The sequence below is a fragment of the Aurantimicrobium photophilum genome, assembly GCF_003194085.1.
In the GTDB taxonomy this organism is placed as follows: domain Bacteria; phylum Actinomycetota; class Actinomycetes; order Actinomycetales; family Microbacteriaceae; genus Aurantimicrobium; species Aurantimicrobium photophilum.
Map to the genome: position 1 here is coordinate 552,877 of NZ_CP023994.1, position 25,672 is coordinate 578,548.

The window sequence follows — 25,672 nt, forward strand, 5'->3', positions numbered from 1 at the left end:
AGTAAAGGAAGATCATGAGCAACGAAACATCGACGTTTCCGCTGAACTTCGCCCTCACCCCGTCAACCTCTGCACGCGCAGAGGCAGCTCGTGAGGAAATCCTCGCTGACCCCGGGTTTGGTAAGCACTTCACCGACCACATGGTCTCCATTGACTGGACCATCGAGGAAGGGTGGCACGGTGCACACGTTCAGCCCTATGGGCCATTGACTCTGGACCCTGCTGCTTCCGTGCTGCACTACGGCCAAGAGATCTTTGAAGGCCTCAAGGCCTACCGTCATGCTGATGGTTCCATCTGGACCTTCCGCCCCGAGGCAAACGCTTTGCGTTTGCAGCGCTCTGCACGCCGCATGGCACTGCCTGAGCTCTCTGTTCCTGACTTCATTGAGTCGATCAAGCAGCTCATCGCGGTCGATGGCAAGTGGGTTCCTTCTGCTCCCGAGACTAGCCTCTACCTGCGTCCCTTCATGATTGCGAACGAGACCTTCCTGGGTGTTCGTGCCGCGCACAAGGTGGGTTACTACCTCATTGCGTCGCCAGCTGGTGCGTACTTTGCGCAGGGCGTGGCACCGGTCAAGATTTGGCTCACCACCGAGTACTCACGTGCGGGTAAGGGCGGAACCGGTTCTGCCAAGTGTGGTGGTAACTACGCTTCCTCGCTCACTGCCCAGGTTGAGGCTTATGAGAACGGCTGTGCCCAGGTTCTTTTCCTTGACTCCGAAACCCACACCAATGTGGAAGAACTCGGTGGTATGAATGTCTTCTTCGTCCGCAAAGACGGCAAGATTGTCACTCCCAAGCTCACCGGAACCATTCTGGAAGGTATTACTCGCGAAAGCATCATCACCTTGGCCAAGGATCGTGGGCTTGAGGTTGAAGAGCGCACCGTGCCCATCTCTGAATGGAAGGAAGGCGTTGCCTCTGGCCAGATCACGGAAGTTTTCGCTTGTGGCACTGCTGCTGTGATTACTCCGATTGGTCAGCTCATCGGGGCAAACGGTCTTGCTGTTGGAAACCCAGATGCACCTGCCGGTGAACTCACCATGAGCCTGCGCAAGGAACTCACAGATATTCAATACGGTCGCCTTCCTGACCGTCACGGCTGGATGGTCAAACTCGACGCATGACAACTAACTACCCCTTCTCCACCGCGACGGGGAGCGACGTTCGCGTGCGCTTCTGCCCTTCACCAACCGGTACACCTCACGTAGGACTGGTGCGCACCGCCCTGTTCAACTGGGCATATGCCCGTCACACCGGCGGTAAGTTCATCTTCCGCATCGAAGACACTGATGCAGCTCGCGACTCTGAAGAGAGCTACGAGCAGATCATTGACGCCCTGTCCTGGTTGAACCTGGATTGGGACGAAGGCATCAACGTGGGCGGCCCTCACGGGCCATACCGCCAGTCTCAGCGCTCCGACATCTACAAAGAGGTCATTGAGAAGCTCAAGGCAACTGGTCGTGTCTATGAGAGCTTCTCTACACCTGAAGAAATCGAAGCTCGCAACCTTGCCGCAGGCAAGGACCCCAAGGTTGGTTATGACAACTTTGACCGCAACCTGACAGAAGAGCAGAAGGCAGCTTTCCGTGCCGAGGGACGTCTCCCCGCTCTTCGCGTTCGCGTACCTGATGAGGACATCACCTTCGATGACTTGGTTCGTGGTGAAATCACGTTCCCTGCTGGTTCGTTCCCTGACTTCGTTGTGGTTCGACCCAATGGTGACCCTCTCTACACGCTGGTTAACCCTGTTGATGACGCGATCATGCAGGTCACTCACGTGCTCCGTGGTGAAGATCTACTTTCGTCAACTCCTCGCCAGATTGCGCTGTATCACGCACTCATTGACGCAGGTTTCACCACCCACATCCCACGTTTTGGCCACCTGCCCTATGTCATGGGTGAAGGAAACAAGAAGCTTTCTAAGCGTGACCCTGAGGCAAACCTGTTCCACCACCGTGATCGCGGATTCATTCCTGAGGGTCTCATCAACTACCTCGCCCTGTTGGGGTGGTCGTTGAGCCATGATCGTGATGTCTTCTCCATTCAGGAGATGGTCAAGGCTTTCGACGTGGTCAATGTGAACCCTAACCCTGCGCGCTTTGATCAGAAGAAGGCGGACGCCATCAACGGCGACCAGATTCGTTTGCTCACTCTGGAAGACTTCACCGCTCGCATGATTCCGTATCTTCAGGCAGGCAACGTTCTCTCGAACGACCCCACTGATGTTCAACTCGAGATTCTTGCTGCAGCAGCACCTCTGGTGCAGACCCGCATGAACGTGCTCAGCGAAGCTCCAGAGCTTCTGGAGTTCCTGTTCACCCCTGCATCTCAGATCACCTACGCAGAGGATGCACTCAAGGGATTGCCCGAGAACTCGGGTGAAATTGTTGCCGCTTCTGTTGGAACACTGGAGCTCATTCCCGAAGCAGAATTCACTCACGATCGCATTCAGGCCGCCTTGAATGAGACCCTCATTGAGGGCTTGGAGCTCAAGCCTCGTAATGCGTTTGGGCCTTTGCGCACAGCCATTTCTGGTCGTCGAATTTCTCCTCCCTTGTTCGAATCTATGGAGATTTTGGGAAAGCAAGACACCATTGATCGTCTCGTTCGTTTCAACGAACGCTAGGGGCAATGAGTTTGTTTAGTCTGCCCCTCGTGGGTTAGGCTAGGGAGTCGGTTCAGGGCTTAGCTCAGACCCGGTGGGGTATGGTGTAATTGGCAACACGGAGGTTTCTGGTACCTTTGTTCTTGGTTCGAGTCCAGGTACCCCAGCAAGTAAAACCCTCGCAATAGCGAGGGTTTTCTCGTTTAACCGGCATAATCAACTGGTGAGTTCAACACCCCGCCACATTGTTGTGGCCATCAATCCCAGCGCCGCTTTTGGTAAGAATCCTGCGGCAGGGGAGCAGACGGTGTCAGCTCTTGAAGCGGCCGGTTATCGAGTCACTGCCTTGCGTGCAGAGAACTATGACTTGCTTCGTGGGCAGCTCAATCGCGCACTCACACTCACTCCAGATGCCCTAGTTGTCGTTGGTGGCGATGGCATGGTTTCGTTGGCGGTCAATATGGTCGCTCAAACTTCTGTTCCGTTCGCTGTTGTTCCAGCAGGAACGGGCAATGACCTTGCTCGGGGGATTGGTTTGCCCGTGGGTGATCTTTCTTCCTGTATTTCGAAGATGGTGGACTCCCTGTCGCGCGAACCCGAGCGACTTGATCTGGGTCGCATCACCAGTGTTGATGGTTCAGAGGTTCGCTGGTTTGCGAGCATTCTCTCTGCCGGATTCGACGCCATTGTGAATGAGCGGGCTAATGCCATGCACTGGCCCAAGGGGAAGTCTCGTTACACCCTGGCCTTGCTCTTGGAGCTCTTTGCGCTCAAACCTGTGCGGTATTCGCTGACGGTAGATGGTGTTCATCGTGAGGAATCAGCCATGCTCATCTCCGTGGCCAACAATTCCACCATGGGCGGGGGAATGAAGGTCACGCCGGAGGCAAGTATGCGTGATGGCTTGTTAGATGTCTTTGTTTTGAGGCCGTTGTCGAGACTGCGATTTCTTCGACTATTTCCACGAGTCTTTGCAGGTACACACGTCACCGAGCCTGAAGTGAGGATTGAACGCGGCAAAACCGTTGTTCTTGATGCGCCTGGAATCGTCGCTTATGCGGATGGGGAGCGGGTCTGGGAATTGCCGGCACATGTCGATGTTGTTCCTGCAGCTGTGCGGGTGTTCGTCTAACACTTCTGCCTCGATTGGCGAGCACTAAGTTCTTGTGGCATTATTGACACGTCGCAAACGGCCCCATCGTATAGCGGCCTAGTACGCCGCCCTCTCACGGCGGTAACGCGGGTTCGAATCCCGCTGGGGTCACCATTGTCAAAAACCCTCGCCATCCGGCGGGGGTTTTTGCATTCTTCTCTAAGCAGATTCACAGCATTCTTACCGGTAGCCTTGAACCACTATGGATGGTGCTCTCCCCGCGTGGTTTGAAATTGGTTCTCTCGTTGTTTTGACGGCAATTCTTGTTGCTGATCTCTTGATTATTTTCAAGCGCCCACACATCCCTTCGATGAAAGAAGCAGCACTCTGGGTGGGCTTCTACGCCCTCCTAGCCATCGCTTTTGGTGGCGCGATCCTTGCTCTGGGCGATATCGAGCACGCAGGTCAGTTCTATGCCGGTTGGCTCACCGAATACAGCTTGAGTATCGATAACCTCTTCGTCTTCGTCATCATCATGAGCCGCTTTGCGGTGCCGAGGAAGTACCAGCAAGAAGTTCTCATGGTGGGCATCATCATGGCTTTGATTCTGCGCGGAATCTTTATCATTTTGGGTGCTGCACTCATCGAGAACTTCTCATGGATTTTCTACATCTTCGGAGCATTCCTGCTCTACACCGCATACCACCAAGCTTTCCGTTCGCACGAGGACGAAGAAGAGACTGAAGGCAAGCTCATTAGCTTCCTGCGCAAGCGCATAACGATGTCACCCGACTTTGATGGCGCCAAGATCCGCACCGTTCACAACGGCAAGAAGATGTTCACCCCGATGATTGTGGTGTTTATCACCATCGCTGTGACCGACGTCATCTTTGCTTTTGACTCCATTCCCGCCATTTTCGGTATTACAACCAGCCCGTTCTTGGTCTTCGCGGCAAACATTTTTGCCCTGATGGGTCTGCGTCAGCTGTACTTCCTGCTGGGTGGTCTGCTCGACAAGCTCGAATACCTCAAGTATGGAATCGCGTTTATCTTGGGCTTCATTGGCGTGAAGCTGGTGCTGCACGCGATGCACGAGAACGAGTTACCCTTCATCAACGGCGGTCAGCACATTGACTGGGCGCCGGAAATCAGTACCGTGACCTCTCTCTTGGTCATTGTGGCCTCGATGGCAGTTGCGACCATTGCCAGTGTGATCAAGATGCGCTCTGCAGAACCTACTTCGCACACGAAGTAGAATTACAAGGTGAACAAACCAAGAACTCTTGCGGAAAAAGTGTGGGACGACCACTTGGTCGTTAAGGGCGAAGACGGTACCCCCGATCTCATCTACATCGACCTCCACCTTGTTCACGAAGTAACCAGTCCTCAGGCTTTTGATGGTCTGCGCCAGGCCGGACGTCCCGTCCGCCGCCTGGACCTCACCATTGCCACCGAAGACCACAACACTCCCACGTTGGCCATTGATAAGCCCATCGCTGATGAGACCAGCCGTATCCAGATTCAAACGCTGCGTAACAACGCTGAAGAGTTTGGTGTGCGCCTGCACTCTCTCGGTGATCTCGAGCAGGGCATTGTTCACGTGGTGGGTCCGCAGCTGGGCCTGACCATGCCAGGTATCACCGTAGTCTGTGGCGACTCTCACACTTCAACCCACGGTGCTTTTGGTGCCATGGCATTCGGTATTGGTACCAGTGAGGTTGAGCATGTTCTCGCCACTCAGACGCTGCCGTTGAAGCCGTTCAAAACAATGGCTATCAATGTTGAAGGAACCCTCAAGCCAGGCGTTTCCGCCAAGGACATTATCCTGGCGGTCATCGCCAAGATCGGTGCTAACGGGGGTCAAGGCTACGTTCTTGAATTCCGTGGCTCTGCTATTCGTGCCCTGTCGATGGAAGGTCGCATGACCATCTGCAACATGGCTATTGAAGCAGGTGCTCGTGCCGGTATGGTCGCTCCGGACCAGACCACCTTTGACTACCTTGAAGGTCGCCCACACGCACCCGTTGGGGCCGACTGGGACGAGGCCGTCGCCTACTGGAAGACGCTGCCCACCGACGAGGGTGCAACCTTTGATGCCGAGGTTAACCTCGACGCTAACGAACTCGAGCCTTTCGTCACCTGGGGAACAAACCCAGGCCAAGGTGTTTCGCTCAGCGATGTCGTTCCCTCACCTGAGGACTTCGCAGACCCCAACGAGCGTGCTGCAGCTGAACGTGCTCTCGAATACATGGATCTGAAGCCTGGCACCAAGCTCAAGGACGTTCCTGTAGACGCAGTGTTCATGGGTTCGTGCACCAACAGCCGCATCGAAGACCTTCGCGTCTTTGCGTCACTGGTTGAGGGAAAGAAGAAGGCTGATGGCGTTCGCGTCATGGTTGTTCCGGGCTCTGCCCGTGTTCGCCTCGAGGCAGAAGCTGAAGGCCTCGACAAGATCATCGAAGACTTTGGTGCTGAATGGCGCTTTGCTGGCTGTTCGATGTGTTTGGGTATGAACCCAGACCAGCTCGCACCGGGGGAGCGTTGTGCTTCCACCTCGAACCGTAACTTTGAAGGCCGTCAGGGTAAGGGTGGGCGTACTCACCTGGTTTCCCCACAGGTCGCTGCAGCCACCGCTATTCGCGGCACGCTCTCGAGCCCCTCAGATTTGGAAGGCTAGTCATGGAGAAATTCACATCCGTCACCGGTGTTGGTGTTCCTCTGCGACGCAGTGGCGTGGACACCGACCAGATCATTCCTGCCGTCTATCTCAAGCGCGTGACCAAGACCGGCTTCGATGATGCCCTCTTCGCCAACTGGCGTCAGGACCCCGAATTCATTTTGAACCAGTCTGAATATGCTGGTGCTCGAGTGCTTGTTGCCGGACCTGACTTTGGAACGGGTTCCTCACGTGAGCACGCTGTCTGGGCACTGCGTGACTACGGTTTCGATGCAGTTCTGGCACCGAAGTTCGCAGATATTTTCCGCGGAAACTCAGGTAAGCAAGGTTTGCTTACCGGCGTTATTTCTGAGGCAGACTGCGAGAAACTCTGGGCTGCACTGGAAGCTCAGCCTGGTGTTGAACTGACCGTTGACCTTGTTGAAAAGAAGGCAACACTCGGTGACCTTGTTGTTCCCTTCGAAGTCGATGACTACATTCGCTGGCGTTTGCTCGAAGGACTCGATGACATCGCGCTAACCTTGCGTAACGAGCAGGCCATCACTGACTTCGAAGCGAAGCGTGAAGGCTGGCGCCCCAAGACCCTTCCTGTGAGGCATGCATGAACACTGTTGCAAACGACGCACGCGCCGCTGGCGCACGCGTAGGCCTCTCCGGAGACACCATCACCATCAATGGTGGCCACCCACTTTCTGGTCGCATTGAGGTCAAGGGTGCAAAGAACCTGGTCACCAAGGCGATGGTTGCCGCACTCCTGGGTGAAAGCCCCAGCGAACTGCGCGATGTCCCCGACATCAGCGATGTTCGCGTAGTCAAGGGCCTCCTCGAAGTTCACGGTGTCAAGGTTGAACACGATGTAGCAGCAGGTGTTCTCAAGCTCGATCCAGCTGGTGTTGAATCGGCACACATGACGGATATCGATGCCCACGCTGGCTCGAGCCGGATTCCCATTCTTTTCTGTGGCCCATTGCTTCACCGCTTAGGTGAGGCATTCATTCCTGACCTTGGAGGTTGCCGTATTGGTGACCGCCCCATTGATTACCACCTAGAAGTTCTCGGTAACTTCGGTGCCGTTATTGAGAAGCTGCCTTCTGGCATTCGCATGACAGCTCCAGATGGTCTCGTTGGAACCAAGATTTCTCTTCCCTACCCCAGCGTGGGCGCAACTGAGCAGGTTCTTCTTACTGCCGTTCGTGCCAAGGGTAAGACCGAACTTTCTGGTGCAGCTATTGAGCCAGAGATCATGGACCTCATCAACATTTTGCAGAAGATGGGCGCCATTATCTCGGTCGATACTGACCGCGTCATTCGCATCGAAGGCGTAGACAAGCTTGAGGGTTACACCCACCGCGCACTCTTCGACCGCAACGAAGCAGCAAGCTGGGCTTCAGCTGCTCTGGCAACCGGTGGAGACATCTTTGTCGGGGGAGCACAGCAGGCAGAGATGCTCACCTTCCTCAACATCTTCCGCAAGGTTGGTGGCGCTTTCGAGATTCACGATGACGGTATTCGTTTCTTCCACCCCGGTGGAGAGCTCAAGCCCGTTGTGATCGAAACTGATGTTCACCCCGGCTTCATGACGGACTGGCAGCAGCCTCTCGTGATTGCCCTCACCAAGGCACAGGGTGTCTCGATTGTGCACGAGACAGTGTATGAACAGCGTTTTGGTTTCGTTGATGCCCTGATCAAGATGGGTGCCAACATTCAGCTCCACAGCGAATGCCTCGGTGGTCACCCCTGCCGTTTTGGTCAGCGTAACTTCCTGCACTCTGCTGTGATCTCTGGTCCAACCGAACTTCACGGTGCTGACATTGAAGTTCCTGACCTGCGTGGTGGATTTAGCCACCTCATTGCAGCGCTGACTGCCAAGGGCACGTCTCGCGTGAGCAATGTGGGCATCATTAGCCGTGGTTATGGTGACTTCATTACCAAGCTGCGTCAGCTTGGCGCCGACTTTGTAATTGAGGGCGAGTAACTCCTCGTGAGTGAACGCAGTAAGCCATCAATCTTCTGGTTGTTAGGCGCTATCGCCCTGCCCCTGATGGGGTTGATGGTGAAGTTCCGCTTCCACGACCGTGAAAAGATGCCACAAACAGGCGCCGTGGTGATCACCCCCAACCACTACTCCAACATTGACCCTGTGGTCATTGGTGTTGCCACCTGGTATTTGGGCCGCCTTCCTCGCTTTATGGCCAAGGCCAGCATCTTGAAGGTTCCTGTGCTGGGTTGGATTTTGCGCAAGTCGGGACAGATTCCGGTTGAACGTGGTGGCTCCACGCGCAGCTCCGCTGCCCTGATGGCGGCGAAAGAACTCGTCACCAAGGAACGTGCGGTCATTGTCTATCCAGAAGGTTCACTCACTCGCGACCCAGACATCTGGCCTATGCGTGGCAAGAGCGGCGCTGTGCGCTTGGCGTTGGAACTGGGTATTCCTGTTGTTCCTGTTGCTCACTGGGGAACTCAAAACCTGATGGCGCGCTATTCCAAGAAGATCAATGTCTTCCCTCGCCACACCATTGATGTGAAGGTGGGGGACCCCGTCGACCTCAGCGAGTTCCAAGGCAAACCCTTGGATAATAAAACTCTCACCGCTGCAACGACCAAAGTGATGGACGCCATCACTGCTTTGCTGGAAGACTTACGTGGCGAGAAGGCACCAGCAACCCGCTGGAACCCTGCCGAACACAACCAGAGCGAGACGGGGCGGTTTTGAGTAAGAAGCCAGTAACTCCACCTGCGCGTAAGGTTGCTGTTCTCGGTGCAGGTAGCTGGGGTACCACCTTTGCCAAGATTTTGGCTGACGGCGGTAACGACGTCATGCTCTGGGCTCGTCGTGATGACCTCGCTGAGGACATCAACGAGACTCACCGCAACAGTGACTACCTTCGCGGTATTCGTCTTCCTCTGAACCTCGTTGCCACCAGTTCGATGGCAGCAGCTGTGAAGAACGCTGAGCAGGTTTACCTCTGTGTTCCCAGCCAAACGCTGCGCGAAAACCTGGTTCAGCTCGCACCCCTACTCCGCGACGATCAAATTGTGATCTCCCTCATGAAGGGCGTCGAGCGCAAGACAGGCCTGCGCATGAGCGAGGTCATTGCAGAAGAGCTTCCCATCAGCCCTGACATGGTTGCCGTTGCCTCAGGCCCTAACTTGGCTCTGGAGATTGCCAAGGAGCAGCCCACCGCTGCAGTGATCTCCAGCCAGAGCTTGGAAACTGCCAGCCAAGTGGCATTGACAGTGTCTAACCGCTACTTCCGTTGCTTCGTCAACACTGATGTTCCCGGCACCGAGTTTGGTGGAGTTCTGAAAAACCTCATCGCAGTGGCTGTCGGCATCGTGGATGGCGTGGGCTATGGCGATAACACCAAGGCGTCCATCATTACCCGTGGTCTTGCCGAAATGACAGACTTTGCCGTTGCCTATGGGGCACAGCCCGAGACTCTCGCAGGCTTAGCAGGTCTCGGTGACCTCATTGCCACCTGTGAGTCTCCACTGTCTCGCAACAACACGGCAGGACGCCTTCTGGGACAGGGGTACACCCTCAAGGAAGTCACTAACCAGATGCAGCAGACCGCTGAAGGTCTCGCTTCGGTCGCGCCAGTGTTGACACTTGCTCGTGCTCGTGAAGTAGACATGCCTATTGTCGAGCAGGTCAGCCAGGTTTTGGCGGGTACGCTCGACCCCAAGGACATTGCACCTCACCTCACAACGGATACGGATGAGCCTCAGGGCGAAAGGAGCCTCGATGACTACCAAGCTCGTGGTGGCGGTGTTGTTTGGGGGGCGCTCAAGCGAGCATTCAATCAGCTGCGCGACAGCCCGGGGAGTCCTTCAGGCGATTGACACGGACCGTTATGACGTGCTGCCTATCGGCATCACCAAAGACGGTGCATTCACGTTAGCTAGTGCTAACCCTGACGACTACGTACTTCGTCCTGGCCAATTGCCTGAGGTTGAGGACAATGGCACCAGAATCATCTGGCCTGAATCTGCTGGTTCAAGCGAGCTCTGGGTTTCTGGGGATGGCGCGGATCGTTCGCTTGGCAACGTGGACGTTGTATTCCCAATTTTGCATGGACCTTTCGGTGAAGATGGCACCATCCAAGGAATGCTGGAATTGTTTGGTCTTCCCTATGTCGGCTCTGGTGTTCTTGCCTCGAGCCTGGGCATGGATAAGCACTTCACCAAGACTGTTTTGCAGGCCGCTGGTATTGAGGTTGCTCCCTGGCGCACGATCAAGCGTTATGACTGGCACAAGCGCCCCCAGGCTATTCGTGCAATGGCCGAACAGATGCCTCTGCCGGTCTTTATCAAGCCAGCTCGTGCAGGTTCGAGCGTGGGTGTGGGCAAGGTGTCGAACTGGGATCAGTTCGCCGCAGCCATGGACACTGCTTTCCTCGAAGACGATCACGTACTCATCGAAGCAGGCATCCTTGGCCGCGAGGTGGAGTGTGCTGTGTTGCAGGGAATGCCTGGCCAGCCCGCCCGTGCGTCGGTTGCGGGTGAAATCGTGGTCTCAGGCCGAGAGTTCTACGACTTTGAAGCAAAATATCTCGGAGCTGACGGAATCGATCTTGTCTGCCCAGCTGCGCTGAGTGCAGACGAGCTGTCCGAACTCCAGCGCCTGAGCATTCGTGCTTTCGAAGCCATTGATGGTGCCGGCCTGGCACGTGTGGACTTCTTCCTCACCGAGAACGGTTTTGTTCTCAATGAGATCAACACCATGCCTGGCTTCACGCCCATCTCGATGTTCCCTAGATGCTGGCAGGAAACGGGTTTAAGTTATCCCGAACTCATTGATGAGCTCATCCAGGTGGCACTAGCCCACCACGCTGAAGACTAAGTCTTAGTTTCCGCTGAATACGTCAGCGAGGTCAGTGCACTTCGCCGTGCTGGGAAGCACGCTCACGGCGGCACCCAGGTCAACCAGTGTTGTGGTGCCACTCACAGCATCAGAATCGATCACTACTTCCACAGCTGGCGTGCGGCCATAGGTCGTGTAGCGATAGAGCGGGGCCTGGGAGTCATCTTCAATCCAGTCCACATCATTGACGGATACACAGGGAAGTGTGGTGGGTCCAGGAACTTCAACACCACAGGTCAACAACACAGATGCAGGGGTTCCCCAGGCACCTGTTGCCTGCGCATTGGTTTCGCGCTTCTTGAGCTCTGCCACCGTGTCTGGCAGTCGAACAGTCACACTTGCACACTCAGGGTTATTTGCGTCTTTGGCCGGAGTCATGGGAACTTGACCGGCGCAACCTACCAAAGAAAGTCCCAGCACAGCAGAAAGTGTGCCGAAGGCGAGTGCTCGAGTGCGAATATTCATCCTCTTCAGGCTACCGTGAGAGGGTGAGTGAAAATACTGTAAACCAGACCTTGGGCGAAATGCCTGAGTCGGCCATCCTCGCTCGCATATTCCCAAGGCTTCCCTCCTCGGATGCCACGATTGTGGGCCCCGGTGATGACTGTGCGGTGATGCAGGCTCCAGATGGCCGTTTCGTCGTCACCACCGACATGATGGTTCACGGTCCTGACTTCCGTCTCGAGTGGTCCACGCCGCATCAACTCGGCATCAAGGCAGCTGCCACCAATCTTTCGGATGTCGCCGCCATGGGGGCGAAGCCCACTGGCATGGTTGTCTCCATCGCCGCTCCCAAGGACACGGAAGTAACGTTCTTGGAGCAGATCGCTGACGGATTCCATGATGCCTGCCTTGAGCTTGCACCTGGGTGTGGTGTTGTCGGGGGAGACCTGTCGGTTTCCAACACCCTCACTATCAGCGTGACGGCATTCGGTGATTTGGAAGGCCGTCAGCCCTTGTTGCGCTCAGGAGCTCGACCCGGTGACGTTGTTGCCGTGACGGGGCGTCTGGGCCTTGCCGGGCTTGGATTAGCCGCACTGTTTGCGGGCGAGAAAGACACCACCAACCCCCTGCTCCTTTCTGCCCAGCTCTCACCCTGGCCGCCTATTTCGCAAGGGGTAGCTGGTGCACTCGGGGGTGCGACTTCTGCCATGGATATTTCTGACTCACTCATCATGGATGCCGGACGTATTGCTGGGGCCAGTGGTGTGGTGATTGTTCTCGACGAGAGTGCTCTCGATGATCTGGCTGCGCATCTGGCTATCGAATGTGGTGTTGATGCATCTCACGCACGCCAAGCAATTCTTTATGGCGGAGAAGACCACGCTTTGCTCATGACGTTCCCTGCAGACGTTGCACTCCCGCCAGGATTTACTGCCTTAGGTCACGTCGTGGCCTGTGCTGACGATGAGACGCCACACGTGAACATGGGTGAGGGTGTCTTGCCAGAAAATGGTTGGAATCCTTACACCGGCTGGAACGGGGAGATCTCATGACCCGCATCATTGCTGGCTTTGCCGGGTCCCGCGAACTCAAAGTTCCCAAGAGTGGCACCCGTCCCACCAGTGACCGCGTGAGAGAAGCCATCTTCTCTGCCCTCGAGGCACGCGATGTTATTGAGGGTGCTCGAGTGTTGGATCTCTTTGCCGGTTCAGGCGCGCTGGCTTTGGAAGCACTCAGTCGTGGGGCACTGAGTGTGAGCATGGTGGAGAAGAACCCCCAAGCTGGGGCACTCCTCCGCACCAATGCAGACCTCATCCGCAATGCAGGCAAACTCGATGCACTTGCCACCAGAGTGGTCATTGCCTCGGTGGCTTCCTATCTGGGCAACCCATCATCTGAACTCTTTGACATCGTGTTCATCGATCCTCCTTATGAGCTCAGCGAAGAAGAAGTAACCCACGCACTTGAACTTCTTATTCCCCACCTGGCAGAAGATGCTGAAGTTGTTCTCGAACGCAGCACAAGAACAGGCCTTCCAGCATTACCTGCAGGACTTGAGCTGGATAAGTCCAAGGCCTATGGCGAAACGACTATCCACTGGATCTCTGCGGTCTAGTCGGACCCCGACCATAAACTGGGGTTATGCCCAGCTCTGATGCCTTGCTTGATGCAGCACTTGAGCCAGTGGTGGGCAGTAAGACTGCAGGATCGCTCAAGAAAGCCTTTGGCATTCGCACGGTGGGTGACCTGCTCGCGCACTATCCACGTCGTTATGCCCGCCGCGGTGAGCTCACCGCCATCAATGATGTTCCCCTCAATGAGAACGTCACCATCGTGGCTGAAGTGTTGGATGTGCGCGAACGTCCTATGCGTGCTCGCAAGGGGTCGATTCTGGAAGTAAGAATCACTGACGGCCGCTCAGGCGGCATCATGACGCTCACCTTCTTCAATCAGGCATGGCGAGCCAAAGACCTCAAAGCAGGGGTGCGGGGAATCTTTGCAGGCAAAGTCGGTGCCTATCGCGGGGCACTCCAGCTTGCCCACCCGGACTATGAACTCTTCGATGGCGAGGATGAGAGAGACTCTGCCGATAAAGATGCGGCAAAGTGGGCCATGCAGCCCATCCCGATCTATCCCGCCACCAGCACTCTGGCCAGTTGGCAAATTGCCAAGGTGATGGAGATTGTGCTCATCACGGTCCGGGGAAGTGCTGAACTTCCTGACCCGGTTCCCGCTGACGTGAGGAATGACCGCAAGCTGCTCAGCTTGAACGAAGCCATTCTCAAGATTCACCAACCCGAGACAGACGCTGACTGGCAGAAGGCTCGTGACACCCTTCGTTTCCAGGAAGCATTCGTTCTGCAGGCAACCCTGCTGGATCAGCGTGCAAAAGCCAAAGCTCAGGCAGCAACACCGCGCGCGCCCAAAGCTGGGGGTTACCTCGATCAACTCGATGCACGACTGCCCTTCACGCTGACCGAAGACCAGCTCACAACCGGGGCAGAGATTGCAGAGGATCTGCAATCTTCTCACCCCATGAACCGATTGGTTCAAGGGGAAGTGGGCTCGGGAAAGACACTGGTGGCGCTGCGAGCAATGCTGCAGGTTGCCGACAGTGGCGGCCAGGCAGCATTGCTGGCGCCCACAGAAGTACTTGCTGCCCAACACTTGCGCTCCATTACGAACATGCTGGGTCCTGATCTCTCTGCGTCTTTGATGCCTACGCTCATTACTGGACAGCTACCCGCCGCTGCTAAGCGGCAAGCACTGCTTCGAACCGTTACAGGGCAAGCACGCATTGTCATCGGCACACATGCACTGCTCAGTGACAAGGTCGAGTTCTTTGACCTAGGGCTCGTGGTCGTGGATGAACAACACCGCTTCGGGGTGGAGCAGCGTCAAGCACTTCGAGTGAAGACGGAACTCACACCCCACGTCCTCGTGCTCACAGCGACTCCCATTCCCCGCACAGTTGCCATGACGGTCTTTGGCGACTTGGATGTTTCTGTCATTGCAGGGCTACCTGCAGGGCGTGCAGGAATTACCAGTCATGCCGTCGCGCTCGCCGAACACCCGTCGTGGATCACGCGGGTGTGGGAGCGCGTAGAAGAAGAACTCGTTGCCGGACGACAAGCTTTTGTGGTCTGTCCTGCCATTGATGCCGCTGGTGCTCCAGAAGATGATCTAGATGCCCTGGTCAATGACGAAGTTGAACTCGACACAGATGAGGCGAAGCCCGAGAAAGCATCGGTGGAATCCGTTGCGGCACTGCTGAGAGAACATCCTCATCTGGGCAAGCGTCGCATTGCCGAACTTCATGGTCGGATGACCAGCGATGACAAGGATGCTGTGATGCAGGCCTTCTCAGCAGGAGATATTGATCTCATTGTGGCCACCACGGTCATTGAGGTGGGTGTGGATGTGCCCAATGCCTCCACCATGGTCGTGATGGATGCTGACCGTTTTGGTGTCTCTCAGTTACACCAGCTGCGAGGCCGTGTGGGTCGAGGGGGAGTGCCCGGGCTTGCCTTGTTCGTTACCCATGCCCAGCCAGGAACAACTGCCTATGAACGTGTGGAGGCTGTGGCCAGCACCACCGATGGCTTCGAGTTGGCACGCATCGATCTCGAACTCCGCAGTGAAGGAAACGTGCTGGGCACGAGTCAGTCTGGTGGGCGCTCTTCTCTGCGTCTCTTGCGTGCAGCGCGGGACGGCGACGTCATCATGGATGCCCGTGATGCTGCTGCTGAGATCCTGGCATCTGATCCTGGTTTTGCTGGGCATCCAGTGCTGGCTCAGGCCATCTCGCGTCGACTCAGTGAAAGTGAACGCGATTTCTTGGACAAAAACTAGCATTTTGCCTGACCAGACCCGCGTTTGATGCGTAGGGTGGAGTCATGCGCAGGATCGCCGTAGTCCCTGGTTCGTTTGACCCGATCACCCTCGGTCACATGGATGTCATTGCTCGAGCAACAAAGCTCTTCGATGAGATTCACGTCGTTGTGGTGCACAACCCGGATAAGCATGCGCTGCTCCCGATTGCTCAACGTGTCACGCTGATTGAAGAAGCCATCGAAGAAGCCGGCCTTAGCGACAATGTTGTAGTCGCATCCTGGAGCATGGGTCTTCTCGTGGACTACTGCTCTGATGTGGGCGCAACCGTTTTGATCAAGGGCATTCGCACCCAGCTCGACATCTCCTACGAAACTCCCATGGCCATGGTCAACCGCAACCTTGCCGGCATGGAGACCATTTTCCTCATGCCAGAGCCTGGTCATTCCTACGTTTCCAGCTCGCTGGTGCGTCAGGTTGCTTCGCTCGGTGGAGATGTTCGTCCCTACGTTCCCCACGTCGTGGCACAGTATCTCCAAGGCGCCTAATACGCTGTATCTATGGCTGAAAAATCACGCTGGTCGCTTGGCGCCAAGCTCAAAGGGCTTTTTGCGCGCTCAGACGCAGATGAGACAGTCGATGACATCTTTGATGATGTTCCCTCGCTTCCTCGCAATGAGGAAGTTGAACGTGAAGTTGTTCCAGAGCCTGTAGCTGATAAACCCACGGCAGAGAAGAAGCCCAAGCCTGACAAGGTTGCAGAACCTGTTGTTGAGCCTATTGCCCACAAGGTTGTTGAAACCAAGCCTGAACCGGTAGTAACGCCTGCTGAAGAACCGGAAGAAGTTCTTCCCGAGCCAGTTGCAGAAGTTCTTCCAGAGCCAACTCCTGAGCCCGAGGTTGTCGCAGAACCTGAGCCTGAGCCAGGACCAGTTCTCGAGGTCCGTGAAGAAACTGTCGTTGAAGAACCTGCACCTGCACCCGTTGTTGCCGCAAAGCCAGTAAAGGCAAAGCCTGTAGCTAAAGCCCCTCGTCGCGCCGCTATCGATGAGGACATGTGGGAAGAGCTCGAAGAAACCCTTCTCGCAGCAGACTTTGGGCCAGATATCACCGAAGAGCTCATCGACGTCATGCGCGCAAACGTGGCAAAGTTTGGCACCACCGATCCTGAAGATTTCATTCGTTTGCTTCGTGAAGCAATCGAAGATCGCTTGAACAAGTTCGACACCACCCTCAAGCTCAGTGAGCGTCCAGCTGTGATCTTGGTTGTGGGCGTTAATGGTGTGGGAAAGACCACCACCATTGGCAAGGTGGCCAAATACATCTCCAACGCAGGCAAGAGCGTTGTGGTCGGTGCAGCTGACACGTTCCGTGCTGCTGCAGTCGACCAGCTCGCCACCTGGGCAGAGCGTGCCGGGGTAGACGTGGTCAAGCCACAGATGGAAGGCCAAGACCCTTCTGCTGTGGCCTATCAAACCATTGAGTGGGCCATTAATAAGGGCACCGAAATCGTCATCATCGACACCGCAGGGCGTCTCCAGACCAAGAGTGGTCTGATGGATGAGCTTTCCAAGATTCGCCGCGTCATTGAGAAGCAAGCCCCAATTTCTGAAGTTCTCCTCGTTTTAGATGCCACCACGGGCCAAAACGGTCTTTCACAGGCGGAAGCCTTCCTCGAGCACGCAGGAGTTACCGGTTTGGTTTTGACCAAGCTCGATGGTTCTGCCAAGGGTGGTTTTGTACTCGCTGTTCAAGAGCGCACGGGAATCCCGGTGAAGCTCGTGGGTAATGGCGAAGGCATCAATGACTTGATCGGCTTCACGCCACACGCCTTCGCAGCCCAGCTCGTTGGCTAGGCTAGAGGGGTTATGGCAACCTTCGGCACACTCTCCACGCGTCTTACTGAGTCCCTCAAAAACCTCCGCGGCAAGGGAAAACTTTCCCCCGCAGATGTAGACGGCACACTGCGCGAGATTCGTCGCGCCATGTTGGATGCCGACGTCTCGCTCAACGTGGTGAAGAAGTTCACCAGCGATGTTCGCGAACGTGCCCTCAGCGATGAGGTCAATAAGGCGTTGAACCCTGCCCAGCAGGTTGTTCAGATCGTGAACGAAGAACTCGTCACCATCCTCGGTGGAGCACAGCGTCGTTTGGAATTTGCTAAGAAGCCGCCGACCATCATCATGCTTGCTGGTTTGCAGGGTGCTGGTAAGACGACCCTTGCCGGAAAGCTGGCGAAATACCTCGCCAAGGACAAGCACACCCCACTTCTGGTGGCCTGTGACCTTCAGCGCCCCAACGCTGTTCAGCAGCTCGAGGTGGTTGGGAAGAACGCCGGTGTGGCTGTGTACTCACCTGAGCCAGGAAACGGCGTAGGAGACCCCGTCAAAGTCGCCAAGGATTCGATCAAGTTCGCTAACGATAAGCAATACGACGTGGTCATCATTGACACCGCCGGTCGCTTGGGTGTTGATGCAGAGCTGATGAAGCAGGCTGCGGACATCCGCAAGGCCACCAGCCCTGATGAAGTTCTGTTCGTCATTGACGCCATGATCGGTCAAGACGCCGTTGCAACTGCCCAGGCTTTCCAAGAGGGTGTGGACTTCACTGGTGTTGTCCTCACCAAGCTCGATGGTGACGCCCGCGGTGGTGCTGCTCTTTCTGTGGTCTCTGAGACCCAACGCCCCATCATGTTCGCGTCCACCGGTGAAAACCTCGATGACTTTGAGCCCTTCTACCCAGACCGCATGGCCAGCCGTATTCTCGACCTCGGTGACATCCTCACCCTGATCGAACAGGCGCAGGAAGCCTTCGACGAAAAAGAAGCTGCACAACTTCAAGAGAAGTTCGCCACAGACTCCTTCACCCTTGAGGACTTCCTCGAGCAGATGCAGCAGCTCAAGAACATGGGCTCCATGAAGAAGATGCTCGGCATGCTTCCTGGCGCTGGTGCCATGAAAGAGCAGCTCGACAACTTCGACGAGAGAGAACTTGTTCGCACCGAAGCCATCATTCAGTCAATGACCAAGGCAGAACGTCAGAACACCAAGTTGCTCAACGGTTCACGCCGTCTTCGTATTGCCAAGGGTTCCGGCATGACCGTCACAGACGTGAACGCACTGGTCAACCGGTTTGAACAAGCCGCCAAGATGATGAAGACCGTTGCCAAGGGTGGAATGCCTCAGATCCCTGGAATGGGTCCCATGGGTGCAATGGGTCACGGCGGCAAGAAGCAACAAGCCAAGAAGAAGGGTTCCAAGTCTGGAAACCCTGCCAAGCGAGCTCAAGAGAATGCTGCACTGGCTGCTGGGGGAGTCAAGCCTGGAAACGGTGGCGGTTTTGGCCTGGGTAACCAAGGCGCCGCAGGCGGTCCAAGCCCTGAAGAACTCGAAGCTCTGCAGAAGATGCTGGGCAAGGGCTAACCAACACATCTAGGAGAAGCAATGAGCTATTCAGTAGATAAGTCCGAAGACCAGTGGCGCGCTGAACTCAGTGCGGAAGAGTTCGCGGTGTTGCGTCAAGCTGCAACCGAGAGACCTTGGACAGGTGAGCTCTTGGATGAAAAGCGTGCAGGTCTCTACACCTGTAAGGCGTGTGGAAATGAGCTATTCAAAGCAGGAACCAAGTTCGATTCCGGCTGTGGCTGGCCTAGCTTCTATGAATCTGTTCGTCCAGATGCTGTGGTACTCCGAGAAGACGCAAGTCTGGGACAAATTCGCACTGAAGTGTTGTGTGCAGGTTGCGGTTCTCACTTAGGACATGTTTTCCCTGACGGTTTTGGAACCCCAACAGGTGATCGTTACTGCATGAACTCCATCGCGCTTAACTTTGAAGCTGAGTAATTATTACCTCAGCACTCTCACATCTGCAGACGTGAGTGATTCATTAAGTACAAGCTCATCATCTCTGAGAGTTATGTTTTGAGCTTGCTCTGAAGCGGCGATGAGGTGAGCTGCCGCATTTCGAAGCTGACTAAAGGCAGCATTTGCAACTGCAGCTTCGGGGCTCATGGCATCGAGGCCTTGTTGTGCGAGTCGTTCAATGATCGCGCCGGCAGCTAGCTCATCTGCCACATTGTGTGTTTCTGCATCTGAGTAGACAATCAACACAATGACCCGTCTTTGTTGCTCTAATTGGTAGTTTGCCACCCAATCTGCAACCGCAAACGCATCAAAGTATGAGCCGACCAAGACCTTGCTGTCCCCGGGGAATGAATCCAGTTGGAGGGGGAGAGGCGCTGATTGAGACAGTGCATTAACCCAAATCACAACATCAGGGTTCACGCTTAACCGTTGTGAACCTGAGAGCCCCCAGGTGCACATCACTTGGTAGTGGGGTCTGTTCATTTCTCTCCTGGACTGGTTTCTTCAAACATACCTGCTGATTTTCCCTCTCGATTAGCCAATTAGGGCTCAAACCTGCCAGAATAGGAAGTCGAGTTCGACTCATATCCGACCCTCTAATCAGATATGTGCCGAAACCCTTAGAGCTTGTACCGAGTGTGCCCCCACGCTCACGGTCGTCAGTTCATCCACTACACATCACTCACAGGAGAATTGTGGCTGTCAAAATTCGTTTGAAGCGCATGGGTAAAATCCGCGCGCCTTACTACCGCATCGTCGTAGCAGACTCGCGCACCAAGCGCGATGGTCGTGTTATCGAGGAGATCGGTAAGTACCACCCCACCGAGAACCCATCGTTCATCGAGGTCAAGTCAGACCGTGCTCAGTACTGGCTCTCCGTTGGCGCACAGCCAACCGAGCAGGTCGAAGCACTTCTGAAGCTCTCCGGTGACTGGGGAATCTTCAAGGGTGACAAGAATGCAAAGAGCACCATCAAGGTTGCTGAGCCTAAGGCTGCATTCGTTGTCGACACCAAGAAGAAGCCCGTTCTCGTCCCAAAGACTGAGAAGGCACCTAAGAAGGAAGAGGCAGCTGTTGAAGCTGCTGAAGAAGCCGTCGTAGAGGCCGCAGCTGAGGAAGCAGTAGTCGAGGCAGTTGCAGAAGCAATCGTCGAAGAGGCTGTAGCTGAAACTGTTGTTGAAGAGGTAGCAGCTGAGGTTGTTGCCGAGGCTGAGGAAATCGTTGAGGCTGCTGAAGAAGCAGCTGGCGAGGAACAGGCCTAACCAACATGCTCGCATCAGCAGTCAAGCACCTCGTCAAGGGCATCGTAGAGAACCCCGATGACGTGAAGGTTGCTGTGCGTTCGAACAATCGTGGTGAGGTCCTCGAGGTTCATGTGAACCCCGAGGACCTTGGCCGCGTTATTGGCCGTTCAGGCCGCACTGCCAAGGCCATTCGCACTGTTGTGAACGCCCTGGCTGATGGTCGCAACGTTCGTGTCGACGTCGTCGACACCGACGCTTAAACGTGACCGCTGAATCTAGACAGACCCAACTTCGCGTCGGTCGTCTCACCAAGGCCCACGGCCTCAAAGGTGCTATCAAGGTCGAGCTCTATACCGATGAGCCCGAGAAGCGCTTTGTGCCCGGGGCCATTTTCTCTGTTCAGGTGCCGGAAGAATCTCCCTGGTATGGCAAGAACATTGAACTGATTGAACTTCGCTGGTACAACTCACACCCCGTTGCTTTCTTCAAGGATGTTCCTGACCGCACGGCGGCAGAGTCCCTGATCAAGGCCATTCTCTGGGTGGAGCACGACACCAGCGTCCTGCCTGAAGACCCTGAAGCCTGGTATGACCACCAGCTCACTGGTCTCAAGGCTGTGCGTGACGGTGTCGAAGTGGGAACGGTTGCTCGCGTAGATCACTTCCCCGCACAAGATCTGTTGGTTATCAAGACCGCCAACGGCGATGTCATGGTTCCTTTTGTGAAGGCCATTGTTCCTGAAGTCGACATCGAGAAGGGCATCGTGACCCTGACTCCTCCTGGCGGACTCTTCGAAGAGCTGCCGGAGGATGACGATGACGCTCCTGCCGAGGAAACTGCCGAGGCCTAAATGCGCATCGACATTGTGACGATCTTTCCGGAGTTCTTCGGCACTCTGGATGTGTCGCTTCTGGGTAAAGCTCGCCAGTCGGGGTTGATTGATACCCGCGTGCATGACCTTCGTGATGCCACCACAGACAAGCACCGCACCGTCGACGACACTCCCTATGGCGGTGGCGCTGGCATGGTGATGAAGCCTGAGCCCTGGGGGGACACCCTGGATGCGATTCTGGATGATCCCGAAAGCTCCAAAAACCCTGTCCTCATCGTGCCTTCACCGGCAGGCGAGCAGTTCACGCAGGCAGTGGCGAAAGAACTGGCAGAAGAAAAGCAGCTCATCTTTGCCTGTGGCCGTTACGAAGGTATTGATCAGCGCGTGAGCGATTACTTCGCCACTCGTATTCGTGTTCGTCCCATCTCGCTTGGTGACTACGTGCTCAACGGTGGGGAAGTAGCTTCTCTGGCCATGATTGAGGCTGTTGGCCGCTTGATCCCTGGCATGGTGGGTAATCCTGAGTCGCTGGTGGAAGAAAGTCACGAGGACGGTTTGCTGGAATACCCCAGCTACACCAAGCCCGCCGAATGGCGCGGATTGGAAGTTCCACCTGTTTTGCTTTCAGGAAACCATGGCGCAATTGCCACGTGGCGTCACGAACAGCAGCTCGAACGCACCAAGGCTGTTCGCCCCGATTTACTTCCTGAGTAAATCTCTGGCACAATTGAACCTTGTGCCGTTGGTCTTACCCTGCCACAGGGGGCACTGAGACCTACAACACTGCACAATTCTTTTCATCATTCACGTATGAGACCTGTGGCTTGTACAGATTGAGATAAATCATGCACATTCTTGACGCTGTAGACGCACCATCGCTGCGTAGCGACATTCCAGAATTCCGCGCCGGTGACACCGTAAAGGTTCACGTAAACATCATCGAAGGTAACCGCTCTCGTATCCAGGTTTTCCAGGGTGTTGTTATCGGTCGCTCCGGTGAAGGCGTTCGCGAGACCTTTACCGTTCGTAAGGTTTCCTTCCAGGTAGGTGTGGAGCGTAAGTTCCCCGTACACTCGCCCGTTATCGACCACATCGAGCTCGTCTCACGTGGTGACGTACGTCGCGCCAAGCTGTACTACCTGCGCAACCTCCGCGGTAAGAAGGCAAAGATCAAAGAGAAGCGCGACTTCTAAGTCGACTTGTCCCAAAGACCCCCGATTCGCTCGGGGGTCTTTTGTTTTCCCTGCGGTGTTTCATATCTGCCACACAGGCTTTTGTCGGAATCGGCAACCTAAACTTGAGAAGCAGAAGAAAGATTCAGATACATGACAGATGCACCACCCGCACGACGTGCCCCGATGCGTTCGGTGTTGCTGTTTCTTCGCGACGTTCTGGTGATCTTCGGAATCGCGATTCTGGTTTCTTTCTTGGTGAAGACATTCTTGGTTCGTTCCTTCTTCATCCCTTCTGCCTCGATGGAACAAACCCTCATGATTGATGACCGCGTCATCGTCAACGAACTCGTGCCTAAGGCCGTTGCTGTGGATCACGGCGACATCGTGGTGTTCAAAGATCCAGGTGGCTGGCTTCCTGCCAGACCTCCCGTGGAGGTCACAGGAATCCAGGCGGGCACCGAGTGGGTATTGTCTCTCTTCGGACTGGCTTCGCCAGACAGCAACGATCACCTCATCAAGCGTGTGATTGGGTTGCCCGGGGACACTGTGCAGTGTTGCTCTGCAGACGGCAAAATCATGGTCAATGGCGTTGCCATCACTGAGCCCTACATCACCATCCCGGCAGGGGAGACTCGAGCTTCTGCCATTGACTTCAACGTCACCGTGCCCGAGAGTTCTTTGTTTGTGATGGGTGACAACCGATACAACTCCAAAGACTCTCGCTACAACACCGATAAGCCCGGTGGCGGATTCGTAGGAATGGACAATGTTGTGGGCCGCGCCTTTGTGCTGAGCTGGCCGATGAGTCACTGGGGTTGGCTCTCCAACTACCCAGAAGTCTTCGCTGACGTCCCTGAACCTGCAACCTCCAAGTAACACTCATGCCAGCTGAACCCACACTCAACGTTGAGCACGAGCTCTTTGCTTCTGGTGCGACAATGATTATCGGTATTGATGAAGTGGGCCGTGGTGCGATGGCTGGTCCGGTCATGGTCGGGGTGTGTGCACTGAGTCCAGGTGTAACCGAGTTTCCTGCAGGGCTGCGGGATTCCAAATTGGTTTCTGAGAAGAAACGCATCGCCTTGTTCCCGGAAGTTCAACAGTGGGCTCCCACGGCCGTGGGGGAGGCGTCAGCGGCTGAGATTGATGAACTGGGCATCACAGCCTGTTTAGGCCTCGCTGCGCGCAGAGCGCTCATTTCATTGCATGAGGCAGGTGTTCCCGTTGGGGAGGCAACGGTCCTTCTCGATGGAGCGCATGACTGGTTGAACCCAGCACTCTCCAGCAAACTTCAGGTCACGACTCGTGTCAAAGCAGATCAAGACTGCGCAGTGGTTTCAGCCGCGTCTATCGTGGCCAAGGTGACCAGAGATGAGCTCATGGTGTCGTTAGATGCCCAGCACCCTGAATATGGTTGGGCTTCCAACAAGGGGTATGGCGCGGCAGTCCATATGGAAGCCATCAAGACCATTGGGTTGACTCCCTATCACCGTGCAAGCTGGGTGAAATAAGTCCCCAGCTGTTAGACGTAGGATTGACTCACCATGGATGAAGAAGACTTCGACGACTACGACCGCGAGGCCGAGCTTGCGCTCTACCGCGAATACCGTGACGTGGTCGGTCAGTTCTCCTATGTCATCGAAACAGAACGTCGTTTCTACCTCGCTAACGAGGTTGATGTGAAGCGCATCGACGCAGAACACGACTTCTACTTTGAGCTCACCATGAACGATGTCTGGGTCTGGGATGTGTATCGTGCCGACCGCTTCGTCAAGAGCGTGCGTGTTCTCACCTTCAAGGATGTCAACGTCGAGGAACTCTCGTCGAAAGAGTTCGAGCTGCCCAAGGAACTTGCTCTCGACGAGTAGTCCTCCACAGTTCTGAAGCACCTCGGGTGAATCACACAGTTTTGTTATAGGTGGATTGACGCTGAGATCTCCCGTGATGATTCTCTGCGGAGGTCATCATGACAACAATTTGTGGTTTGCCCACCCTGGCCGTTGAAGAGAGTATGCGGCAGGTGCTGCCGGAAGATTCAAAAAACGAACAGATTGCCCTGGGTTTTGCTCGTGCTGCCTGGAGCACGTTGGTTGAGCCGGGCGACAGAGTCGCCGGACGGCTCATCAGTATCTTCGGACCGCAACTGGCACTTCAGTTCCTGATCGAACGATTACGTGCCGACGAAATCATTGCGCAGTGTGAGGATCTTGATGAGCTCGAATGGGATCCTTCACAGTTCACTGAGGACTTGGCTGAGGGGATTACTCGCTGGCAGCCACGATTGAGCTCAGGTGATGCGCTCAATGCGGTGACGCATGCGGCCAAGTTGGGGGCATTTCTCATTACCCCTGAACAAGAACTGTGGCCTGATGGCTTGAATGATCTCGGCATGCATGCACCCCTGGTGTTGTGGGGAAGAGGGAAGCGCTCTACTTTGGGAAAGTTTGAGAACTCACTGGCAATTGTGGGCGCTCGTGCCTCCACAGGCTATGGCGAACACGTCACGATGGAGACGGTCTCTGCCATTGCTGAAACTGGAGTGGCCATCGTTTCTGGTGCCGCGTATGGCATCGACGGAATGGCGCACCGATCAGCACTTGCTGTCGGTGGCACAACCATGGCATTCCTCGCTGGTGGCGTCGATCGGTTCTATCCCAGCGGCCATGATGCGTTGCTGGGACGCATCATTGAGACCGGTCTCGTGTTGGCGGAAGCCCCCTGTGGCTATGCGCCCACTAAGTGGCGCTTCTTGCTCCGCAATCGGTTGATTGCTGCTTCTGCCCAGGCAACTGTGGTGATGGAAGCAGGATGGCGTTCAGGCTCGCTCAACACTGCAAACCATGCCGCAACGTTGGGCAGGCCCCTCGGTGTTGTGCCGGGACCGGTAACCAGTGCGTCGTCTGCTGGGTGTCATCGATTACTGCGTGAATATGACGCCGTCTGTGTCACGACGGCGTCGGAGATGATGGAACTTCTGCCAGGTCAGCCACCAGCTCTGAGCGAGTCAGAGCTTGCAGAAGCGACAGAGTGAGGCATCCTTG

28 protein-coding genes and 2 tRNA genes are annotated in these 25,672 nt (G+C 55.5%); 28 read left to right on the plus strand and 2 right to left on the minus strand.

All coding sequences use genetic code 11. From position 1 onward, the window contains the following. Positions 1–14 precede the first annotated feature (14 nt). From AURMO_RS02770 to AURMO_RS02825, 12 genes are all read left to right on the plus strand, one after another. Positions 15–1,127 (plus strand): branched-chain amino acid aminotransferase, encoded by a 1,113-nt coding sequence (locus AURMO_RS02770; RefSeq protein ID WP_110233049.1) that lies wholly within the window; start codon positions 15–17, stop codon positions 1,125–1,127. Then, on the plus strand, positions 1,124–2,629 hold the full coding sequence (gene gltX / locus AURMO_RS02775; protein ID WP_110233050.1) for a glutamate--tRNA ligase: 1,506 nt from the start codon (positions 1,124–1,126) through the stop codon (positions 2,627–2,629). Before AURMO_RS02770 ends, gltX begins: the two co-directional genes overlap by 4 nt. A gap of 74 nt (positions 2,630–2,703) precedes the next feature. Next, positions 2,704–2,775: transfer RNA gene (locus AURMO_RS02780), tRNA-Gln, on the plus strand. Positions 2,776–2,831: 56 nt separating this feature from the next. Continuing rightward, positions 2,832–3,740 (plus strand): diacylglycerol kinase family protein, encoded by a 909-nt coding sequence (locus tag AURMO_RS02785; protein WP_110233051.1) that lies wholly within the window; start codon positions 2,832–2,834, stop codon positions 3,738–3,740. Positions 3,741–3,799: 59 nt separating this feature from the next. Beyond that, positions 3,800–3,875 (plus strand) — tRNA-Glu (locus tag AURMO_RS02790). Between the two features lie 88 nt (positions 3,876–3,963). Continuing rightward, entirely contained in the window at positions 3,964–4,956 is a 993-nt protein-coding gene (locus AURMO_RS02795; protein ID WP_110233052.1) for a TerC family protein, read from the plus strand. Between the two features lie 9 nt (positions 4,957–4,965). Next, positions 4,966–6,378 (plus strand): 3-isopropylmalate dehydratase large subunit, encoded by a 1,413-nt coding sequence (gene leuC, locus AURMO_RS02800; protein ID WP_110233053.1) that lies wholly within the window; start codon positions 4,966–4,968, stop codon positions 6,376–6,378. Positions 6,379–6,380: 2 nt separating this feature from the next. Next, entirely contained in the window at positions 6,381–6,983 is a 603-nt protein-coding gene (leuD, locus tag AURMO_RS02805) for a 3-isopropylmalate dehydratase small subunit (protein WP_110233054.1), read from the plus strand. After that, complete coding sequence (murA, locus tag AURMO_RS02810; protein WP_110233055.1) at positions 6,980–8,353, plus strand: UDP-N-acetylglucosamine 1-carboxyvinyltransferase; 1,374 nt, start codon at positions 6,980–6,982, stop codon at positions 8,351–8,353. Before leuD ends, murA begins: the two co-directional genes overlap by 4 nt. A gap of 6 nt (positions 8,354–8,359) precedes the next feature. Then, complete coding sequence (locus AURMO_RS02815; protein ID WP_332550717.1) at positions 8,360–9,091, plus strand: lysophospholipid acyltransferase family protein; 732 nt, start codon at positions 8,360–8,362, stop codon at positions 9,089–9,091. Next, positions 9,088–10,221, plus strand: coding sequence for an NAD(P)H-dependent glycerol-3-phosphate dehydrogenase (locus AURMO_RS02820; protein WP_110233056.1), 1,134 nt, complete (start codon positions 9,088–9,090; stop codon positions 10,219–10,221). Before AURMO_RS02815 ends, AURMO_RS02820 begins: the two co-directional genes overlap by 4 nt. Continuing rightward, a complete protein-coding gene (locus AURMO_RS02825) occupies positions 10,124–11,221 on the plus strand; it encodes a D-alanine--D-alanine ligase family protein (protein WP_110233057.1) in 1,098 nt (365 codons plus the stop codon). Before AURMO_RS02820 ends, AURMO_RS02825 begins: the two co-directional genes overlap by 98 nt. 3 nt (positions 11,222–11,224) lie before the next feature. Here the strand turns inward: AURMO_RS02825 and AURMO_RS02830 are convergent, their stop codons facing one another. Then, a complete protein-coding gene (locus tag AURMO_RS02830; RefSeq protein WP_110233058.1) occupies positions 11,225–11,707 on the minus strand; it encodes a DUF3515 domain-containing protein in 483 nt (160 codons plus the stop codon). Positions 11,708–11,766: 59 nt separating this feature from the next. Between AURMO_RS02830 and thiL the strand changes: the two genes are divergently transcribed. The 7 genes from thiL (at position 11,767) to msrB (ending at position 19,359) form a co-directional block, all read left to right on the plus strand. Then, a complete protein-coding gene (gene thiL / locus AURMO_RS02835; RefSeq protein WP_110233059.1) occupies positions 11,767–12,738 on the plus strand; it encodes a thiamine-phosphate kinase in 972 nt (323 codons plus the stop codon). Continuing rightward, complete coding sequence (gene rsmD / locus AURMO_RS02840; protein WP_110233060.1) at positions 12,735–13,301, plus strand: 16S rRNA (guanine(966)-N(2))-methyltransferase RsmD; 567 nt, start codon at positions 12,735–12,737, stop codon at positions 13,299–13,301. The genes thiL and rsmD overlap by 4 nt, the downstream gene beginning before the upstream one ends. A 26-nt stretch (positions 13,302–13,327) precedes the next feature. Further along, complete coding sequence (locus tag AURMO_RS02845) at positions 13,328–15,538, plus strand: ATP-dependent DNA helicase RecG (RefSeq protein WP_110233061.1); 2,211 nt, start codon at positions 13,328–13,330, stop codon at positions 15,536–15,538. 44 nt (positions 15,539–15,582) lie between these two features. Further along, positions 15,583–16,065, plus strand: coding sequence for a pantetheine-phosphate adenylyltransferase (gene coaD, locus AURMO_RS02850; RefSeq protein ID WP_110233062.1), 483 nt, complete (start codon positions 15,583–15,585; stop codon positions 16,063–16,065). A gap of 495 nt (positions 16,066–16,560) precedes the next feature. After that, complete coding sequence (gene ftsY, locus AURMO_RS09045; protein WP_275425178.1) at positions 16,561–17,373, plus strand: signal recognition particle-docking protein FtsY; 813 nt, start codon at positions 16,561–16,563, stop codon at positions 17,371–17,373. Between the two features lie 12 nt (positions 17,374–17,385). After that, positions 17,386–18,939 carry a signal recognition particle protein gene (gene ffh / locus AURMO_RS02860; protein ID WP_110233064.1) on the plus strand — a complete coding sequence of 518 codons (1,554 nt, stop codon included), beginning with the start codon at positions 17,386–17,388 and terminating at the stop codon, positions 18,937–18,939. Between the two features lie 21 nt (positions 18,940–18,960). Then, complete coding sequence (gene msrB, locus AURMO_RS02865) at positions 18,961–19,359, plus strand: peptide-methionine (R)-S-oxide reductase MsrB (RefSeq protein ID WP_110233065.1); 399 nt, start codon at positions 18,961–18,963, stop codon at positions 19,357–19,359. A gap of 3 nt (positions 19,360–19,362) precedes the next feature. Here msrB and AURMO_RS02870 read toward each other — a convergent pair whose 3' ends face one another. Beyond that, positions 19,363–19,863 (minus strand): 2-phosphosulfolactate phosphatase, encoded by a 501-nt coding sequence (locus AURMO_RS02870; RefSeq protein ID WP_110233066.1) that lies wholly within the window; start codon positions 19,861–19,863, stop codon positions 19,363–19,365. Between the two features lie 212 nt (positions 19,864–20,075). On the opposite strand from AURMO_RS02870, the gene rpsP reads away from it, so the two are divergent. The 9 genes from rpsP to dprA all read left to right on the plus strand — a co-directional run bounded on the left by rpsP (position 20,076) and on the right by dprA (position 25,662). Further along, entirely contained in the window at positions 20,076–20,642 is a 567-nt protein-coding gene (gene rpsP / locus AURMO_RS02875; RefSeq protein WP_110233067.1) for a 30S ribosomal protein S16, read from the plus strand. A gap of 5 nt (positions 20,643–20,647) precedes the next feature. After that, positions 20,648–20,884 (plus strand): RNA-binding protein, encoded by a 237-nt coding sequence (locus AURMO_RS02880; protein ID WP_110233068.1) that lies wholly within the window; start codon positions 20,648–20,650, stop codon positions 20,882–20,884. A 2-nt stretch (positions 20,885–20,886) separates the two neighbouring features. Further along, positions 20,887–21,474: a ribosome maturation factor RimM gene (gene rimM, locus AURMO_RS02885; RefSeq protein WP_110233069.1), complete on the plus strand. Its 588-nt coding sequence runs from the start codon at positions 20,887–20,889 to the stop codon at positions 21,472–21,474. Then, the gene (gene trmD / locus AURMO_RS02890) at positions 21,475–22,170 is read left to right on the plus strand and encodes a tRNA (guanosine(37)-N1)-methyltransferase TrmD (protein ID WP_110233070.1); all 696 of its coding nucleotides are present in this window, start codon (positions 21,475–21,477) and stop codon (positions 22,168–22,170) included. It abuts the gene before it with no gap. Positions 22,171–22,301: 131 nt separating this feature from the next. Next, complete coding sequence (rplS, locus tag AURMO_RS02895; protein ID WP_110233071.1) at positions 22,302–22,649, plus strand: 50S ribosomal protein L19; 348 nt, start codon at positions 22,302–22,304, stop codon at positions 22,647–22,649. Positions 22,650–22,781: 132 nt separating this feature from the next. Then, complete coding sequence (gene lepB, locus AURMO_RS02900; protein ID WP_110233072.1) at positions 22,782–23,507, plus strand: signal peptidase I; 726 nt, start codon at positions 22,782–22,784, stop codon at positions 23,505–23,507. 5 nt (positions 23,508–23,512) lie between these two features. Continuing rightward, positions 23,513–24,142 (plus strand): ribonuclease HII, encoded by a 630-nt coding sequence (locus AURMO_RS02905; protein WP_110233073.1) that lies wholly within the window; start codon positions 23,513–23,515, stop codon positions 24,140–24,142. A gap of 33 nt (positions 24,143–24,175) precedes the next feature. Next, positions 24,176–24,499: a DUF2469 domain-containing protein gene (locus AURMO_RS02910; protein ID WP_110233074.1), complete on the plus strand. Its 324-nt coding sequence runs from the start codon at positions 24,176–24,178 to the stop codon at positions 24,497–24,499. Between the two features lie 98 nt (positions 24,500–24,597). Continuing rightward, positions 24,598–25,662, plus strand: coding sequence for a DNA-processing protein DprA (gene dprA, locus AURMO_RS02915; protein ID WP_110233075.1), 1,065 nt, complete (start codon positions 24,598–24,600; stop codon positions 25,660–25,662). Positions 25,663–25,672 lie beyond the last annotated feature (10 nt).

Bases quoted from the DNA above. Each gene is read 5' to 3' on its own strand.
- thiL (WP_110233059.1), top strand. From the start codon at position 11,767: ATGCCTGAGTCGGCCATCCTCGCTCGCATATTCCCAAGGCTTCCCTCC.
- leuD (WP_110233054.1), top strand. From the start codon at position 6,381: ATGGAGAAATTCACATCCGTCACCGGTGTTGGTGTTCCTCTGCGACGC.
- AURMO_RS02830 (WP_110233058.1), bottom strand. From the start codon at position 11,707: ATGAATATTCGCACTCGAGCACTCGCCTTCGGCACACTTTCTGCTGTG.
- rsmD (WP_110233060.1), top strand. From the start codon at position 12,735: ATGACCCGCATCATTGCTGGCTTTGCCGGGTCCCGCGAACTCAAAGTT.
- AURMO_RS02910 (WP_110233074.1), top strand. From the start codon at position 24,176: ATGGATGAAGAAGACTTCGACGACTACGACCGCGAGGCCGAGCTTGCG.
- lepB (WP_110233072.1), top strand. From the start codon at position 22,782: ATGACAGATGCACCACCCGCACGACGTGCCCCGATGCGTTCGGTGTTG.
- AURMO_RS02845 (WP_110233061.1), top strand. From the start codon at position 13,328: ATGCCCAGCTCTGATGCCTTGCTTGATGCAGCACTTGAGCCAGTGGTG.
- trmD (WP_110233070.1), top strand. From the start codon at position 21,475: ATGCGCATCGACATTGTGACGATCTTTCCGGAGTTCTTCGGCACTCTG.
- AURMO_RS02795 (WP_110233052.1), top strand. From the start codon at position 3,964: ATGGATGGTGCTCTCCCCGCGTGGTTTGAAATTGGTTCTCTCGTTGTT.
- AURMO_RS02870 (WP_110233066.1), bottom strand. From the start codon at position 19,863: ATGAACAGACCCCACTACCAAGTGATGTGCACCTGGGGGCTCTCAGGT.
- AURMO_RS02825 (WP_110233057.1), top strand. From the start codon at position 10,124: ATGACTACCAAGCTCGTGGTGGCGGTGTTGTTTGGGGGGCGCTCAAGC.
- rplS (WP_110233071.1), top strand. From the start codon at position 22,302: ATGCACATTCTTGACGCTGTAGACGCACCATCGCTGCGTAGCGACATT.
- dprA (WP_110233075.1), top strand. From the start codon at position 24,598: ATGACAACAATTTGTGGTTTGCCCACCCTGGCCGTTGAAGAGAGTATG.
- msrB (WP_110233065.1), top strand. From the start codon at position 18,961: ATGAGCTATTCAGTAGATAAGTCCGAAGACCAGTGGCGCGCTGAACTC.
- gltX (WP_110233050.1), top strand. From the start codon at position 1,124: ATGACAACTAACTACCCCTTCTCCACCGCGACGGGGAGCGACGTTCGC.
- AURMO_RS02905 (WP_110233073.1), top strand. From the start codon at position 23,513: ATGCCAGCTGAACCCACACTCAACGTTGAGCACGAGCTCTTTGCTTCT.
- AURMO_RS02880 (WP_110233068.1), top strand. From the start codon at position 20,648: ATGCTCGCATCAGCAGTCAAGCACCTCGTCAAGGGCATCGTAGAGAAC.
- ffh (WP_110233064.1), top strand. From the start codon at position 17,386: ATGGCAACCTTCGGCACACTCTCCACGCGTCTTACTGAGTCCCTCAAA.
- coaD (WP_110233062.1), top strand. From the start codon at position 15,583: ATGCGCAGGATCGCCGTAGTCCCTGGTTCGTTTGACCCGATCACCCTC.
- murA (WP_110233055.1), top strand. From the start codon at position 6,980: ATGAACACTGTTGCAAACGACGCACGCGCCGCTGGCGCACGCGTAGGC.
- AURMO_RS02770 (WP_110233049.1), top strand. From the start codon at position 15: ATGAGCAACGAAACATCGACGTTTCCGCTGAACTTCGCCCTCACCCCG.